Raw genomic sequence first — 17,810 nt, 5'->3', positions numbered from 1 at the left:
TAGGTCGTGTTTCAAATGCCCGATCGCGATAGCCGGGCCGGATGCGGCCCCTGACGCCACCGCGGGACCGCCCAAAGACAACCAGTATTCGCGGCGATCCCGCGGCGACGCCAGGAACCGCCCCGATCCCGACTCTCATCGACCGGGACATTCGAAACACGACCTAGGAGACCCGATGTCGTCCACGGCGAAAAGCCCCCGGCTGGCGCTGGTGCGTGGCACGAAGGTGGAGTTCGGCGACGAACGGACAGTCGTGCGGCTGATCGAGGCCCAGGCCGCTCGGGTGCCCAACGACCCGGCGATCACGTTCGGCGACGTGACGCTGACCTACCGCGAGGTGGACCGGCGGGCCAACGCGCTCGCCGGGCAGTTGCGGGACGCGGGCGCCGGGCACGGCGACTTCGTGCCGTTGCTGATGACCAGCGGCCTTGAGGTGCCGATCGGCATGATCGCCGCGATGAAGCTCGGCGCTCCCTTTGTCCCGATGGACGTCGACTGGCCCGCGGCCCGGATCATGGACATGGTCAGGGCCATGGCGCCACCGGTCGTGCTGTGCGCCGGTGGGACGCCGCCCGCGGAACTGCCCGCCGTGATCACCGTCGACGCCACCACGTTGCCTGAGAGCGACCCTGGCGACCTCGGCCCCCCGGCCGGTCTCGACGACCTGGCGTACGGCTTCTACACGTCCGGGTCCACCGGCAAACCGAAGTGCGCGCTCAACGTCCATCGTGGACTGCGTAACCGGTTCTTCTACATGAACAAGTGTTTCCCCGAGCGGGCGGGCGAAGTCGTGCTGCAGACCAGCACGCACGTCTTCGACCCCACGCTGTGGCAGCTGTTGTGGCCGTTGACCAACGGCAGCCGGACGGTCGTGCCCAGGTCGACCGGCCTGATCGACCTCGCGTCGATCATCGAGGTGATCGAACGTCACCAGGTGACGATCACCGACCTGGTCCCTTCGGTGTTCAACGTGCTGGTCGAGATGATCGACGCGGAGCCGTCGATGGCCGCGCACCTGCGTTCCGTGCGTGACCTGGTGATCGGTGGCGAGGAGATGCAGGCGGCCGCGGTGCAGCGATTCCGTGCCCTGGTCCCGCATGTGCGCATCACCAACACCTACGGGCCGACCGAGGCGGCCATCGGGATGATGTTCCACGAGGTCCGTGACGCCGACCAGGAGGTCGTGCCGATCGGCCTGCCGATCGACAACACCTGTGCGGCCATTGTGGACGGTGACATGCGGCCGGTCCAGACGGGTGTGGTCGGCCACCTCTACATCGGCGGCGAATGCCTCGGCCGTGGGTACCTCAACGAGCCGGCCAAGACCGCGGCGGCGTTCGTGGACAATCCCTTCGCGGGCCTGGGAACCCGACGGCTCTACCGCACCGGCGACCTGGCGTACCTGCGTGAGGACGGGCTCATCGGCTTCCGCGGCAGGCAGGACGACCAGGTCAAGATCGCCGGGCTGCGGGTCGAACTCGGCGAGATCGGCACGGTGCTGCGTGCCCACCCCGAGGTGTCCGAGGCGAAGGTGGTCGTGCACACCGAGGCCGAGGACAAGCGGCTGATCGCGTTCGTCACCACCCGTGGGCCGGTGGGCCCGGCCGAGTTGCTCGACCACGCCAGAGCCACCCTGCCCGCGTACATGGTCCCGGCCCGGATCACCGTGCTGGACGCGATGCCGTTGCTGCCCAACGGGAAGCTGGACGGCGTCGAGCTGGCCAGGCGCGCTTCCGACCGTGGTACGCCCGCGCCCGCGGCCCGGAACGGCGACGCGATCAGCGCGACCGAGCGTGCCCTCGCCGAGATCTGGACCGAACTGCTGGCCATGGACCCGGTCACCCGCTCGGACAACTTCTTCGCGCTCGGCGGCGACTCGCTCGGCGCCCAGCGCATGGTGCTGGCTGTGAAGAAACGGCTGGGCGTAGGCATTTCCATCCGTGACGTGGTGCGGGCGCCCGATCTGGCCGCCCTGGCCGCCCGGATCGCCGGAGGCGGGGCGGCCGCCGGGGATTCGCCGGGCAGGGACCTCGAACTGCCCGACGACATCCGGGCCGCCGCACCACCGCTGCCGGGCCCTCCCGCGCACGTGCTGCTCACCGGCGCGACCGGGTTCGTCGGGGCGCAGTTGTTGCACGATCTGCTGACCACCACGTCCGCGAACGTGCACTGCTTGGTCCGTGCACCGGACGTCGCCTCAGGGCGTCGGCGGCTGTGCGAGACGCTGGCGGAGTACCAGCTGATCTCCCGTACCCCGCTCGACCGGATGCGGGTGGTGCCCAGCGATCTGACCAAACCGAGGCTGGGCATCGGCGAGCAGACCTACGAGATGCTCGCGGAAACGGTCGACGTCATCGTGCACTGCGGCGCCGTGGTCAACCTGGTGCTCGACTACGCGTACCACCGCAAGGCCAACGTGCACGGGACGCGGGAGATCCTGCGGCTCGCGGCACGCAGGCGGACCAAGCCGGTGCACTACATCTCCACGCTCAGCGTGTTCGGCCCGGCCGCCTATGCCGGCCGGATGCCGATCCCGGAACTGCCCGCCCCGGACATCGAGCCACCGCCGGACGGCTACAGCCTGTCGAAATGGGTGGGCGAACAACTCGTCGTCGCGGCAGGGGAGCGGGGCGTGCCGCTGGCCGTGTACCGGCTCGGCGAGGTGATGCCGCACTCGGGAACCGGTGTGCCGAACCCGAGGAGCCTGCCCGACATGCTGGTCGGCGCGTGCCTGCGGCTCGGCGTCGCCCCGGCCAGCCCGGTGGTGCTGGACTACACGCCGATCGACTACGTCGGGCAGATGATCACCGCAGGTGTCACGACCGGCGCGAGCGGCGTGTTCCATGTCCTGCCCCCGCAGGCGATGCTCCTCAACGAGTTGCTGGACAGCTTCAGCCGGGAGTTCGACCTGCGCACGGTGTCCTACCGCGAGTTCTGGACCATGCTGGAGGACGCGGCGCAGACCGGTGATCCGGTCTACACCCGGCTGCTCGCCGCGGTGCCTGCCGCCGGGGCCGACGTGGACGATGCGACCCTGCTCGCCGAGCTGACCACGATGTTCCAGGACGGCAGCCGGGTCTTCTCCACGGCACGGGCGGCGGTGCTGCGTGCCCAGAACGGGATGGTGTCCGCGCCGACAGGTGACGAGGCCGTCGGGCGCTACGTCGCCTACCACCGCCGCCTGATGCGCACGGTGGCACCGTCCGCCACGCATTGACCAGGGAGACCCAAGCGCATGCTGATGACACGGCCGCCGGCCGAGCCGGTCACCGACGTCGACCTGTACCAGCCGGGTATCTACGTGTCCGGCAATCCGCACGCCGCCTGGCACAAGCTCCGCGCCGAGGCGCCGGTCTGCCGTCAGGCGGCCCCGACCGGCGCGGAGTTCTGGTCGGTCACGCGCTATCGCGACGTGCAGCGGGTACTGCGGGAAACCACGCGGTTCACCTCCGAACACAGCACCATGCTTTCGGCGCTGGGCGGCGACATCGCCAAAGGACAGGCGATCAACCTCGTGGACGGTCCCCGGCACAGCGCATTGCGCGTACCCGCACTGCGGCAGATGTCCGCCGCTGTCATGCGTGAGCGTGAACACGTTGTGCGGCAACGGGTCAGTGAGCTGGTCGCGTCGTGGGCGCGGCGGCAGGATGTCGACATGGCCGCCGAACTGGCGATCATGCCGATGGTCATCGCGGGTGACGTGATCGGCATCCCGGCCGGTGACTGGGCACACGCCGCCCGGTGGACCATGGCGAGTGTCGCGCCCGCCGACCCGGCCTACGCCGTGGGCGGTGTCACCGAGACGCTTGCCCAGGCGCACGTCGAGCTGCTCACGATGTTCACGGAGCTGATGGCCGACCGCCGGGCACGTCCCGGCGAGGACCTCATCTCGGTACTGACCACGATCGAAGCCGACGGCGCACGGCTCACCGACCACGAAGTCATCGTCAACAGCTACGCCTTCGTGATGGGGGCGAGCATCACCACCCCACAGGTGATCTCGCACCTCGCCCTCGTGATGGCCGAAGATCCCGGTCTGTGGCGGGAAATCCGGGCCGACCGGTCACTGTGGCCCGGTACGGTGGAGGAGGCTCTGCGCTGGTCCGCACCGGTCAACCACCTGCTGCGGCTGGCGACCGGGGACGCCGAGATCGGCGGGCACGCCATCCGGCCGGGCGACCTGGTCTGTGCGTGGATCGCGTCGGCGAACCGGGACGAAAAGGTCTTCGCCGACCCGTACGCGTTCGATCCCCGGCGTTCGCCCAATCCCCATCTGGCCTTCGGTTTCGGGCCGCACCACTGCATCGGGGTGCATCTGGCCCGTACCGGGCTGGCCGCGATGATCGCCGAGCTGGCGACGCGGGTGGACCGGTTCGAACAGACCGGACCGGTGCGGCACCTCGCGTCCAACTTCGTCAACGGCATCACATCGCTGCCACTGCGGTTGCACATGGCATGACCGGACCGGCTCATCACCGGGGTGTGGTCACGCCACCCGGGTGATGAGCTGGTACTGGTAGCCGAACAGGACGGCCTGGGTCCGGTTGGGCAGGCCGAGCTTGGTCAGGATGTGGTAGACGTGCGACCGGACCGTGGTCTGGGAGATCACGAACCGTTCGGCGATCTGCGCGTTGGAATGCCCGAGCCCGAGCTCGATGAGCACCTCACGTTCCCGTTCGGTGAGCACCTTGTTCGCCCGCGAGAAGCGGGTCGGGTCGGCCGGTAGCTGCCCGGCCAGCCAGTCGAGCAGTCCGTTGGTGATCCGCGGGGACAGGAAGGCACGGCCTTCGGCCAGGCACCGCACCGCGGGCACGAGTTCCTCGTCGACGGCCCGGTCGCTGACGAATCCGCGTATCCCGCCGCTGATGGCGCCGAGGACAGCGTGTTCGAACAACGGCCCGGTGACCACCACGATGGGGTACGTCGCCGCGACGGCGTGGCCCGCCGACGCCGACCTGAGGTACTTCAACACTTTCGGCTCGGACTGCACGATGGCGACGTCGGCGCAGGACGGGCGTCCCCGCAGGATGACGTCCGCGATGTCCCCAGGCTGCTCGATGATCTGAATCCCGGCGTCGCCCAACAGGATGTTGCGCAGCCCGGCCACTGCGAGCGGCTGTTGGGTGCACAGTTGTACACGAATCAAAATGACTTCCCCCCACGCTGGAATTCACTCGTCCGTATGGATTCCGGGCCATTCACACGCGTGTGCCGGGGTCGTCTGGGACCGCGGTCACCAGTGTCGATTGATCATGCAGGCTCGCCACAAGCATGTCCAGACTGAGGGCCAGCCTTTCCACGTGCGGTGGAAACCACATCGAATGGTGGTCTCCCGGCACTGTCATGTGGGTGACCGGGCCGTCGCAGACAGTTCGCCATTCCTCGGTGGTGTTCCGGGAACTTTCGGCGTTGACGAGGGCCACTCGCCCCCTGTAACGGCTTGGCCGGTACGCGAGGTAGGCGTGGGTGTTCGCGCGGAACAACCGGTACCGCCGTGCCACGAGCTCGACGTCGACCGACTCCGGCATCAGATCGGCCGCGCACAACAGGCTGCGCAGCCGTTCGTCGGCGTTCGGCGCCTCGAAGACCGACTCGATCGCGACGTCGTCGAGTGTCCGGCCACGCGCTCCCGCGACGTCGTTGACGAACCTCTTGGTGATGGAGAGTTCCGTGCCGGGATCAGGCTCCGGGAGCGCGGTGTCGATCAGGATCGTCAGCGGGATCGCCTCCCCAGCCGAGGCGAGCCGCACCGCCATCTCGTACGCGATGGCGCCGCCCATCGAATACCCGGCGAGCAGATACGGGCCGTGCGGCTGGGTCCGCCGAAGGGCCTCGATGTAGCAGCCGGCCAAGTCGGAGATGGTGGTCAGCGGCTCGGCCACGCCGTCGAGGCCCGGGGCGTCGAAGGCGTACAGGGGCTGGTCGGCCGGCAGCAGCCGGTGCAGGGGCATGCACCAGTAGATCGAGCCGGAGACCGGTGGTGGGCAGAACAGTGCCGGACGTGATCCGCCCGGCCGGATGGCTGTCACGGTCGCCTGGGGTGACCCGGACGGCGTTCCCGCCGCGGCGGTGGCGTCACTCATGGCGAACCACCTTGGTTTCCGGGTGCGTCGAACATAGTGGCCACTTCCTCCTCGCTGAGCGATTCGATCTCTTCGAGCCAGACCCACGGCGACTGGGCTCCGGTGACCGCGCCGGGCGGTGGCGTGGCGGGCTGATCCGGGTGGCTCGCCGTTGCCGCGAGCGCCGCGACCGTCGGTGTGGCGCAGAACCCGGCGACGGTGATCACCGGGCCGAACACCCGGCGCAGACGGCTCACCGCGCGCAGCACGGCGTGCGAGTCGCCGCCGAGGTCGAAGAAGTCGTCATGCGGGCCGATCCGGTCAAGGCCGAGGACCTCGGCGAACACCGTGGCCAGCTGACGCTCCACGGCCGTCTGCCAGACATGGCCCGCGGTATCCGGACGGCGAGGTTCGGCGGAGTCCGGCAAGGCCGTGCGATCCACCTTTCCCGCCGTGGTCAGCGGCATGGCGTCGAGCCAGAAGAACTGGCTGGGCACCATGTAGGCGGGCAGTTCACCGGCGAGGTAACGGCGGAGCTCATCCCGAGGCGGTGCCGGACCGTCGGCGACCAGGTGGGCCACCAACTGCTCGCGGCCCGTTGACCCGCGCCGTGCGGTCACGACGGCCTCGGACACGTTGGGATGGCCGAGCAGCACCGCTTCGATCTCCTCGACCTCGATGCGGGTCCCGTTCAGCTTGATCTGGGTGTCGATCCGGCCGATGAACCGGATCTGGCCGTCCTCGCCCCACACCCCGATGTCGCCGGTCCGGTAGACGCGCCCGTGCGGCCGGAACGGGTCGGGCGTGAACTTCTCGGCGGTCAGCTCCGGCCGGTTGAGGTAGCCGCGGCCCACTCCGGCGCCGCCGATCAGGATCTCGCCGGGCACCCCGACCGGGGCCAGGTTGTCCCACGGGTCGACGATGTAGAGGTACCGGTTGGGCATGCCCCGGCCGATCGGCGGTGGGACTGTCCATTCTCGACGTTCGCATTCGTAGTACACACAACCGATCGCCGCCTCGGTCGGGCCGTAGGCGTTGACGAACCGGCGGTTCGCCGAGATCCACCGGGTGACCAGGTCGCCGTGCAGCAGGTCGCCGCCGGTCAGGAAGTACCGGAGGCCGGGCAGCCCGTCCGCGGGCAGTTTGGCCAGCAGCGGCGGGGGACCGCCGATGTACGTGACCCGCTCGGCCCGCATCAGATCCGCCATGGCCTGCGCGGACGCCCGCTGCGCCTCGGGAATGATCACCATCGCGGCACCGGAGATCAGCGCCGCGAACATCTCGCCTTCGGAGAAGTCGAAACTCAGCGCCATGTGCTGGAGCATCCGGTCCCCTGGCCCGAGGTCGAACACCCTCGACAGCCACAACGGGTAGTGCAGCAGCTGGCCGTGTTCGATCATCACGCCCTTCGGTCTGCCCGTCGAGCCGGACGTGTACAGGACGTAGGCGAGGCTGTCGTGGTCGGCCCACTCGGCCAAACCCGTGTCCGGCCCAGTGTCCGGCAGGTCGGTGTCCAGGCAGAGCACCGACCGTCCGGCGAAGTCAGGCAGGGCGGGCCGCAGGCCGGACGTGGTCAGCACGACTCGGGCGGCGGTGTCGGCGACCACGAACTCCAGCCGGTTGGCCGGATGGGCGGGGTCGAGAACGACAAAAGCCGCCCCGGCCTTGAACACGCCGATCATCGCGACGAACGACTCGAGGCCGCGATTGAGGGCCAGTGCGACGATCTCCTCCTTGCCGACGCCCAGCGCTCGAAGCCGCCGCGCGAGCGTGTCGCTGCGCCGGTCCAGGTCGCCGTAGGTCAGGTCCTTGCCGTCCATCCGGGCGGCCAACGCGTCTGGATCGGCCTGCGCCCGGCGCCGGAACTGCTGGTGGATCAGCTCTGGCCCGGCCGGGACCGCCTCGCCCTGCCAGCCGAACAACAGCCGGTCCCGTTCCGCGGTGGGGATCATCGGCAGTGCCCACGGTGCCCGCGCCGGGTCGGCGATGGCGGCCGCCAGCAGCATCTCCAGGTTGTCCAGCAGACGCACCATCCGGGTCTGGTCGAACAGGGCGTTCTGGTACGCCACGGACACCTCGACGGCATCTTGACCTGTGACGACTGTCAGGCGGATGTCGTACGGGGTGGCCACCGCAGGCCCCGCTGTCACCCGCGCCTCCATGTGTGACGGCCACCTGTCGCACTCTCCGGCGTCGATGACCGTCATCGCGACGGGGAAGAGGGGGTGCCTGCTCAGATCGCGCGGCCCGGCGTTGGTGAGCGCCGTGACCGGCAAGGCATGGGCGGCGACTTCTCGCCATGTCTGTTCCGTCCGACGTACCAGGTCGGCGAAGGACAGCTCGTCGGTGAGGTCGATGCGAAACGGCACCAGATCGACCGGACCGCCCGCGGACCGTGGCGGCACGCCGACGGTCTGGTCGGTCCGCCCGGTGTAGCGGGCCAACACGGTCAGCAGACCAGCCAGAACCGGCACGGCCGGATCCGCGCCGAACTGGCCGAGGCCCGCCGTGACCGCGCGGGTGAGCAGGCGGGACTCGACGGCGGCCCGTCCGGCCGGGCCGGTGGGCCGAGGACGATCCGCGGGCAGATCGACGGGCGGGTGCACCCGAGTTGCCCAGTACTCGACACGCCGGGCGTGTTCGTCGCCGGGTAACGGTGTCCATGCGGGGATTGGCGCGTCCGTGGGCTCAGCGCCCGCGTAGGTCGCGGCGAGCTCGCCCAGCAATGGCCCGATCGAGGTCTCGTCCGCCGCGATCCGGTGGATGCAGAGGAGCAGTACGGACTCAGTGTCGCCAAGCTTGATGAGGTTGGCGCGTACCAACGTGCCCGATGCCAGGTCGAACCGGCGGACGGCGAAGTCCGTCGCGGCCTGCTCGGCCCGTGCCGCGAGATCGACCGGTGGCGTCCCGGTGAGGTCGGTGATCACGAACTCCGGCGTCGTCGTGCCGGCCGCGGCCATCGGTTCGCCGTCAGGGCCTTCGCGGAAGGACGTGTGCAGCACCCGGTGGCGTCGTACCACGGTGGCGAGCGCCTCCCGGAGCACCTCTTCGTCCAATGATCCGGTGAGCCGTACTCCGGCCGAAACGGTCCCCAAGGGCCTGCCTGCGGATAACTGTTCCAGGAACCAACACGCCAGCTGTTCTGGTGAAAGGGCCGCCATGATCCGCCTTCCTGGCCCAATGGGGCCCGGTAGTGGCCCCGGACCGACGCTATCAGGGTGCGGACCGGAGCAACCATAGACAGGACGACGGGGGACGGATCGACATTCTGTTTACCGTCGTGCTGCTAGGATGCATTCTCCTTATTCCGTTGACGGCCGGCTGCGTGAAACAACGATGACCGTGCGGCCCGTGGACCGGTACGGTCGGTCGCGAGGAACGTGACCGTCGGTGGCGAGCGGGGGCGCGAATTGAACGACGCGGAATTTCGGCGACGAATTGCGGCATTGTCACCCGAACGGCGTAAGCTGCTCGAGCGGCGCATGGCGGCGTCGGCGCCGCCGCAGCTCCGCGAGCTGTCGGTGACCCAGCGCGGCCTGTGGTTCATGGACCAGGTGCTGCCCGCGAGCCCGGTGTACACGGCGGCGTGGCGCTGGGTGATCCGCGGCGCGCTCGATTCGTCGGTTTTTGTCGATGCCGTCAATATCTTGATCGGCAGACACGAGGCATTGCGGGCGAGTTTCGGAATTCAGGACGGGCGTCCGGTACAATGGATCACTCCGCACCTCGCCATCGAGGTCGTCAATGACGACGCTCGGCATCTTTCGGTGACCCGGCGTGAGGCGATGCTGAACGACACGATCGCCCGGGAGTTTCGTACGGGTTTCGATCTCTCCAGGCCGCCGTTGTTGCGCATGCGACTGGTCCGGTTGGCAGACAAATGCCACGTTGCTTTACTTTTCGTTCATCACATTGTATTCGACGGGATCTCGGCGGAAATCTTCTTGCGCGAGATTTTCACGTGTTATGACGACCTGGCCGAGGGCAGGCGGCCCGAGCTGCCGCCGGCGCCCCAGTACCGGCGGTTCGCCGACTGGCAGCGGGCCCAGCTCGACGGGAGCTGGGGTGCCGAGCTGCTCGGCTACTGGCGTGATCAGCTCGCCGGAGCGCCCAGCGTGCTGGAACTGATCAGCGGCCCGCTGCGGCCGCCCACACAGCAGCACGTCGGTGGTGTTTCCCGCTTCGTGATCCCCGAGGAAGCCGTCGCCGGGGTGCACCGGGTGGCTACGGAGCGCCGCTGCAGCCTGTTCATGGCGTACGTGGCCATTCTCCAGATCGCGCTGGCACGGTACAGCGACCGGACGGATATTGTCGTCGGCACACCGATGGCCAACCGAGAGACGACCGAGCTGGCCGGCGTGGTCGGCATGTGCGCGAATGTCGTGCCGATGCGCACGGACCTGTCCGGTGAGCCGGCGTTCGGTGATCTGCTCGGCCGGGTCCGCGATGTGGTCCTCGACGCCTACGAACACCAGGGAATGCCGTTCGAACGGCTCGTCGACGTGCTCGCGCCGGACCGGAGCATGTCCTACAACCCGATCTTCCAGATCGGCTGCGGTCTGACGCCCAAGGAGGTGGCTGATGTCGAGTCGGCGTACCTCACGCTGGAAGCGGGGGAGAACCTGCTGTCCGGGTACTCCAAGTTCGATCTCTCGTTCACCGGTCTGAGTCACGACGGCCGGATCGAAGTGACCATGGAATACAACGCGGCGCTGTTCGACGACGCCCAGATGGCGCGGTTCGGCGATCACGTGACACGGCTCTGGCACCAGGTGGCGCGGCACCCGGACGTCGCCGTCGACCGGCTGGAGATGTTGTCGGGCAACGAGATGAGCGTGCTCGCCGCCCCTCCCGCCGATATCGCCCCGCCACGGCTCGTCGATCTGCTCCGGCAGCACGCCGCGGCTGACCCCACGCTGGTCGCCCTGGTCGAGGGGGAGCGCGAGCTGACGTATGCCGAACTGGTGGCGGCCGTCGACGCTCGGGGTGACCATCCCGTTGTCACCGCCTTGGCCGCGGAAGACCCGGCCGTCGCGACCGTTGATCTGGGCCTGCGTCGCGGTGAACGGCTGGCTCTGGTGGGCCCGGCGCTTCAGTACCCGATTCTGTTCGCCGCCTTGGCGGCCGGGGCGACGTGCTGTCTGGGAACCGGTGCCGATGCGGCGGAGTTCGTCGCCAGGACCGGGGCCACGGCGGCGTGGCTGCCTATGCGGGTGACGCCGGCACTGGCCCGTGAGCTCGCCGGGACCCGGCTCATCACCGGCTGCGCTTCGCCTGCGACCGGTCGGGGTACTGACCGGATCGTGTTCTCCTCGAACGCCATTCCGTTGGCCGCCGTGGGAACCGGCGACAGTGCTGTGCTCCGGCCGGTCCCGGGCGTTCGCGCCTACGTTCTCGACAGCAGGCTGCGTCCGGTGCCGCCGGGCGTGTGCGGCGAGCTTTACCTCGCCGCGGCGCACCTTGACGCACGGTTCATGCCGAACCCGTTCGCCCCCGGCGGGTTCATGGAGCGCACCGGCCACCTCGTGCGTGCGGTAGGCGATGGTTCGGTGATCTACCTCGGTCCGGTGGCTGACGTGCCGCTGGTCGACGGCGCCAGGGTGGCGTCACGCCTCGTGGAGGAGGCCGTCGCGGACCATCCGTTGGTCAGGGATGTCGTGGTGTTCCCCGACGAATCCGGCCGTACCGCTTATGTCGTTGCGGCAGAGCCGATCGAGCTGAATGAACTGCGTGCTTTCCTCGTGGACAGGTTGCCGCAGTACGCCATGCCGACGGCGGTGGTGACGATCGATTCGGTGCCGTTGGCGGCCGACGGAAGCGTGGACCGGGAACGCCTGCGTGCGACGGCCGAGCCGGTGTCCCCAATGGACACTGTGGACACTGCGCTGATCCGCCTGCTGGTGGCGATCTGGTCCGAACTGTTCGACGGCAGGCCGGTCACGGCCAAGGACGACTTCTTCGACCTCGGCGGCCACTCGTTGCTGGCAGTGGGGCTGCTGGCGAAGGTCAAGGAGGTCTTCGACGTCGAACTCCCGGTCAGCGCCCTGTTCACCGCCTCGACCCCGGCCACGATGGCCGATCAGGTCGCCACGCGGCTGGGCGGGCCGGACGCCGCCGAGGACCTGGCGGCGTCGATCGAGCAGGTGCTGCTGTTGTCGGACGACGAGGTCCGGCAGCGCCTAGGCTCGTAGGAACCCCCCTCGTGAGTGTTTATCCGTGTTCTAACCTTGATAAACACTCACGAGGGGGTGGGGGCTTCGTGGAGGGGCCTGTCGGGGTTTTCGACGAGCCAGCCGACCAGCCGGCCATAGTGCTCGATCATCGCGGCGATCGTGGACGGGTCGTAGATCTCGGTGCTGAACTGCACGGCTGTTCCCGGCTGGCCGCCTTCGACCACGACCCAGCTCATGTCGAAGCGGGCGATGCCGTGGTTGAGGAACAGTTGCTGCACCTGCGTTCCGGCCAGTTTGGGTGCGGGAATGTCCGGTGTGGTCACGAAGGTCACCTGGAACAGCGGCGAGCCGGACAAGGTGCGTTCTGGCGCGACGGCGTGCACCACGCGCTCGAACGGCAGATCCGAGTGGGCCATGGCCGCCCGCAGCTTCGTCTCCGCCTGCCGGATCGTGTCGCGGAAGCCGGCGTCATCGGACAACTGGCCGCGCAAGGCGACCACGTTGACGAAGAAGCCGAGCAGGTTCGCCAGCTGGGCACGCCCTCGGCCGGAGATCGAAGTGCCGACGACCAGGTCGCGTTGACCGGAGTACTGGTGCAGCAACACCCAGAACGCCGCCATGTACACCACGAACGTGGTGGTGGACAGGGTGTTCGCGAGCCCGCGCACCGCATCGGGCACGCCGGCGGGCAGCGGGCCCTCCACGGATTGCCCGCGGTAACCGAACTCCGCGGGCCTTGGCCGGTCGAGGGGCAGCCGCAGTTCGGGTGCGCCGTCGAGTTCCCCGCGCCAGAAGTCGGTGAGCTCGTCGAGTTCGTCGCCCGCGAGGCGTTCCTGTTGCCAGTGTGCGTAGTCGGAGTACTGCACGGTCAGCTCCGGCAGCATCGGGCGGGTTCCGGTCAGCTGGGCCCGGTAGAGCTCGGCCAGTTCGGCACAGAAGACCGGCTCCGAGCCTCCGTCATAGACAGCGTGGTGGATGGTGAACACGAACAGGTACTCGTCGAGCCCGTAGCGATAGAGCTTCGTCCGCCACAACGGCACGTGATCCAACGGAATCCGGTCGACGGCGAGTTCACGCCGCGCACGTTCAAGGCAGTCGACCAGGCTCCCGGCGTGGTCAACGAGAGGAAGCTCGACCGGCACCTCGGGCACCATGATCTGGATCGGCCCGCCTGCACTGTCCCGCAGGCACGTCCGCATGATCTGTTGACGGCGGACCACGGCCCGCAGTGCCTCGCGCAGTGCGTCGACGTTCACCTCGCCCTTGATCTGGTAGTAGTGAACGAGGTTGTACGCGTTCGTGCCGGATGTGAGGCGGTCGAGGAACCACAGTGTGCGCTGGGCGGCCGACAGTGGCGCCTCGATGCCCGAACCGCGTGCACGCAGCCGGACCTGTCGTGAGCTGTCCCGCTGCGAGCGCAGCATGGCGAGCAGTTTTCCGCGCTCCGCCGGGGGAAGGTCTCGCAGCTCGCTCATCCCGCTCCTCGTCCCGTAGTGACTTGAGTTACCCACAGTGCTCCACTACTGTAACTGATGTCAGTTACTGGGGTAAGTAGTCGCGCGAGAGAGGGTCACCGATGCCGACCGAGCCCTTCGACCAGCCCAGGGTGGCCGCACTGTCCGACCGCAAGCGCCGGCTGCTGTCGTTGCTGTTGGCCGACCGGGGCAAACAGGTGGACAACGGCGCGCTCGAGCGCCTGCGGCCGGGCACTGGCGACCCGATCGTGCTCATCCACCCGGTCGGCGGGCAGGTCCTCTGTTACGTGGACCTTGTCAAACAGCTCCCTGGTGACGCGCCGTGCGTGGCGGTGACCGCCGACCGGTTGCTCAGCGGAGCCGAGGCGCCGACCGTGCCGGACCTGGCCACCCATTACCTCGGGCTGCTCGATGCCGCCGGATTGCGGCCGGGTGTGCTGGCCGGGTGGTCCATGGGCGGCGTGCTGGCCTACGAGATGGCCAGGCAGGTGGCGAAGACCGTCGAACCGCCGCCGGTGGTGCTGATCGATTCGACCACCAAACCGGCGATCTACGCAGGCCAAAGCCGGACCGATGCCCAGTTTGTCGAGTTCTTCGTGCACGACCTGATCCGGTCGGCCGGCCGGGACCCGGCGGAGTTCGACTTCGACGCGGAGATCTGGCAGCGCTCGGCCACCGTGGCGCTCACCGTGGCCGAGGCCCAGATGGCGGCCCGGGGGTTCACGCTCGGGCTCACCCCGGCCGACCTGGAAGACCGCTATCGCACGTACCGCAACGCGACCCTGGCGCTGGACGACTACCAGCCAGGCACCTACGACCATCCCGTCCACCTCATCCGCGCCACCGTCTGGCACGGCCCGGACTCCGCGAAGGCCTGGCGCCAGGTGGTGACCGGCGAGCTCACGGTGACCGAGCTGCCCATTGACCACTATGGACTCCTGCGCCCACCGTTCGTGCTCGACGTCGCACGGATCCTGCACAGTGCGACAGTGGCCAAGGACGACGCTGTCGAGGTCGCCGGTCCGGTCGGGACGAGTGAACGCCAACGGCCGCTGGTCGTCGAATCCCCTGTCGCCACGGCCAACTCCACGATCGTCCTGCGCGTCAGCGGGTCGCTGGACGTCGAGAGGCTCGGCAAGGCGACAGCCGCGGCAATGGACCGTCATCCCGCACTGCGCGGCGGCGAGCTGGACGTGATCCGGCCGACCACGGCTGACGACGACCAATCCGCCGCGATACAGGCATTTCTGCGGCAGCCCATCGACGAGCACGGTCCGTTGGCGCGTTGCGCGTTGTTCGCCACCGGCCAAGACCAGTGGCTGCTCGCGATCGCCACCCACCCGTCTGTCCTCGATGGACATTCTGCTCGGATTCTGTGCGCCGATCTCCAGAGTGGTTACGCCGAGGGCGTGCTGGAGCCCGCGCCTGCCCCGGTTCCGCCCGACCAGACGACCCACTCGCGATACTGGGAAGAGCGGCTGGCGGACCTCCCGGCAGCGGGCACGTGGCCGCAAGACCAGATCGCCGAGGCGGAGGCGGGCGGCGATCCGGCGCCCCGGTCCGGCGGCGTCCATCGGTTCGAGATTTCGGCGGAAGTGGCGACCGCGCTTCGACGGCACGCGTCGGCGTTCTCCACCACGCCGCTCGCCGTGCTGGCCACGGCGGTCCGAGTCCTGCTGGCCCGCGTCAGCCCGGAGGCCGGCGAAGTCTGTGACACCGCGGTGGGTGCCGTGGTGTCCGGCCGGGTCGGCGCCGACGCCCACCGGGTGGTGGGGAACGTGACCCGGACAGTCGTTCTGGCACAGCGGATCGACCCCGAGGCATCGTTCGCCACGCTCACCCGGCGCGCCGCCGCCCAGCAGGTCACTGATCTCGAGCACGCCGTCGGCTCGGCGGCCGCGCTTGAAGCGGACCTCGGCCGGTCGCCGTTGTTCCGGGTGCTGGTGCGGCTCGACGACGAGCAGACGACCGCGCCACGGCTGGGGGATGCGGACACGGAAATCGTCGAGATGACAACCGGATGGCCGGGAACCGACCTGGCCATCACCCTGACCGCCGTCGGCGCGGGCTATCAGGGCACGATCGAGTACGCCACCGACCTCTACGGCCCGGACACGGCAGCCCGGATCACCACCGCCCTCAGCGCTCTGCTGGCCGACGCCGTCGCCCGGCCGCACGAGTGCGTGGGCGACCTGGACATCGGCCCGACCGAGGCGGAAACCGGCCGGATCGCCGAACCGGCCGAGGTGCATGCCGACACCACCTTCGCTCACGAGCTTTTCGAGAACACGGCCCGGCGACGGCCGGACGACGTGGCGATGTCCTGGCCGGGCGGCCGGCTGACCTACCGCGAGGTGCAGCAGGCGGCGGCCGCGCTCGCACCGCGATTGGCGGGTGCCAGGCTGGTCGCCTTGCACTGCCGTCGATCCCCGCATCTCGTCGTGGCCATGCTCGCGGCACTGCGTCAAGGCGCCGGCTACGTGCCGCTCGATGTCACGTACCCCGTCGACCGGCTGAACTTCATGCTCAGCGACAGCGGCGCGAACGTCCTGATCCAGGACACCGACCTCAGCGGCCGGCTGACCGTCCCGGCCGGCTGCCGGGTGATCAGCCTGGACGGTGTTCCCCAGGGCACGCCCGAATCCGCTGACACTCCCGCGGTGAGCCCGCAGGATCTCGTGTACGTCATCTACACGTCCGGCTCGACCGGACGCCCCAAGGGTGTCGCGATGCCGCACAAACCAGTGGCCACCATGCTCGGCTGGCAAGCCCGGCGTTCGGCGGCCGGACCCGGCTGGAACACCCTGCAGTTCTCCCCGGCCAGCTTCGACGCCTCGTTCCAGGAGGTGTTCTCCACCTGGGCGACCGGCGGCACGATCGTGCTGGTCGACGAACAGACGCGGCGCGATCCGCGCCAGTTGCTCGACTATCTTGACGCTCACCGGATTCACCGGCTGTTCGTGCCTTTCGTGGCGCTGCGGATGCTCGCCGAGACGGCGGTGCGGCTCGGTCGCTACCCCGCGCAGCTTCGCGAGGTCATCACGTCGGGCGAGCAGTTGCGGGTCACGCCGGCCATTCGCGAGTTCTTCACGCGGACCGGGGCGAGCCTGGAGAACCAGTACGGGCCCACCGAAGCCCATCCGGCCAGCGCCGAACTGCTCGACCCGGACCCGGCCGGATGGCCCGCGTTGCCGAGCATCGGGTTCGCCAGGGACGGGGCGGCGATCGACGTGGTCGACGCCCGGCTGAGGCCGTTGCCGGTGGGTGTTCCCGGCCAGATCTGCGTGTCCGGCTGTGGTCTCGCCCAGGGCTATCTCGGCAGGCGGGAACTGACCGCGGAGCGGTTCCCCGAGCTGGCGACCGGCCGGGTCTATCTGACCGGTGACGTCGGTCGCAAACGGCCGGACGGGCGGATGGACTTCATCGGCAGGACCGACGACCAGGTCAAGATCCGGGGCTACCGGGTCGAATTCGGTGAGGTGGAGGCACAGATCTGCGGTGAGGCACGGATCGCCGACGCCGCGGTCGTCCTGCAGGACGGGCCGGAGGCCAACGGGCATGGGCCACGGCTGATCGCCTACTGCGTGCCGGCGAACGATGCCCGGCTGTCCGCGGGCGAGCTGCGGGACCGGCTGGCCCGGACACTGCCGGAGTACATGATCCCGGCACGGTTCCTTTTTGTGGACCGCTTCCCGCTCACCCCGAGCGGCAAGGTCGACCGCAAGGCCCTCGCGCGGACCGTCCCCGCCCAGGACGCCCAGCCGGCGGAGTCGACCGAGCGTGAGCTGACCGAGACCGAGCGGAAGATCAGCGACATCTGGCGGGAACTGCTGGACGTCCACCACCCGCCCACCGAGGTCAGCATGTTCGATCTCGGCGGCAACTCACTGGTGGTGACCGGGCTGGCGGCACGGGTCGAGGAGCTGTTCGGCATCGTCATCCCGGTCGCCGAGTTCTTCACCCACAACACCGTTACGGCTCAGGCGGCTCTGGTAGACCGGCTGTTCGACGACGAGATCGGGGAGTATTCCGCCGACGAGGTCTCGGCGGCGCTGAACCGGCTGTCGGCAGGCTGACGACCCACGTTCTCGTGAACTACA

General features: G+C 68.9%; 8 protein-coding genes. 4 read left to right on the top strand and 4 right to left on the bottom strand.

Annotated features, from left to right (window positions below):
- The first annotated feature begins 175 nt into the window (after positions 1-175).
- Positions 176-3,217 (top strand): non-ribosomal peptide synthetase, encoded by a 3,042-nt coding sequence (locus GC106_RS42235; RefSeq protein WP_173141817.1) that lies wholly within the window; start codon positions 176-178, stop codon positions 3,215-3,217.
- 18 nt (positions 3,218-3,235) lie between these two features.
- Positions 3,236-4,459 (top strand): cytochrome P450, encoded by a 1,224-nt coding sequence (locus GC106_RS42230; RefSeq protein WP_173141816.1) that lies wholly within the window; start codon positions 3,236-3,238, stop codon positions 4,457-4,459.
- 27 nt (positions 4,460-4,486) lie between these two features.
- On the opposite strand, the gene GC106_RS42225 is transcribed toward GC106_RS42230, so the two are convergent.
- From GC106_RS42225 to GC106_RS42215, 3 genes are read right to left on the bottom strand one after another with little or no spacing between them, the layout of a single operon-like run.
- Complete coding sequence (locus tag GC106_RS42225) at positions 4,487-5,146, bottom strand: response regulator transcription factor (protein ID WP_173141815.1); 660 nt, start codon at positions 5,144-5,146, stop codon at positions 4,487-4,489.
- Positions 5,147-5,198: 52 nt separating this feature from the next.
- On the bottom strand, positions 5,199-6,083 hold the full coding sequence (locus tag GC106_RS42220) for a thioesterase domain-containing protein (RefSeq protein WP_173141814.1): 885 nt from the start codon (positions 6,081-6,083) through the stop codon (positions 5,199-5,201).
- Positions 6,080-9,223, bottom strand: coding sequence for a non-ribosomal peptide synthetase (locus tag GC106_RS42215; RefSeq protein WP_173141813.1), 3,144 nt, complete (start codon positions 9,221-9,223; stop codon positions 6,080-6,082). The genes GC106_RS42220 and GC106_RS42215 overlap by 4 nt, the downstream gene beginning before the upstream one ends.
- Positions 9,224-9,544: 321 nt before the next feature.
- On the opposite strand from GC106_RS42215, the gene GC106_RS42210 reads away from it, so the two are divergent.
- Positions 9,545-12,253 carry a condensation domain-containing protein gene (locus tag GC106_RS42210; protein WP_173141812.1) on the top strand — a complete coding sequence of 903 codons (2,709 nt, stop codon included), beginning with the start codon at positions 9,545-9,547 and terminating at the stop codon, positions 12,251-12,253.
- 47 nt (positions 12,254-12,300) lie between these two features.
- Here GC106_RS42210 and GC106_RS42205 read toward each other — a convergent pair whose 3' ends face one another.
- Entirely contained in the window at positions 12,301-13,710 is a 1,410-nt protein-coding gene (locus GC106_RS42205; RefSeq protein ID WP_173141811.1) for a condensation domain-containing protein, read from the bottom strand.
- A gap of 101 nt (positions 13,711-13,811) precedes the next feature.
- Between GC106_RS42205 and GC106_RS42200 the strand changes: the two genes are divergently transcribed.
- Entirely contained in the window at positions 13,812-17,786 is a 3,975-nt protein-coding gene (locus GC106_RS42200; protein WP_173141810.1) for a non-ribosomal peptide synthetase, read from the top strand.
- The last annotated feature ends 24 nt before the right edge of the window (positions 17,787-17,810 follow it).

The sequence above is a fragment of the Kibdelosporangium persicum genome, from assembly GCF_013280595.1.
Lineage (GTDB): Bacteria > Actinomycetota > Actinomycetes > Mycobacteriales > Pseudonocardiaceae > Kibdelosporangium > Kibdelosporangium persicum.
This window is presented reverse-complemented; position numbering and strand designations above follow the sequence as displayed.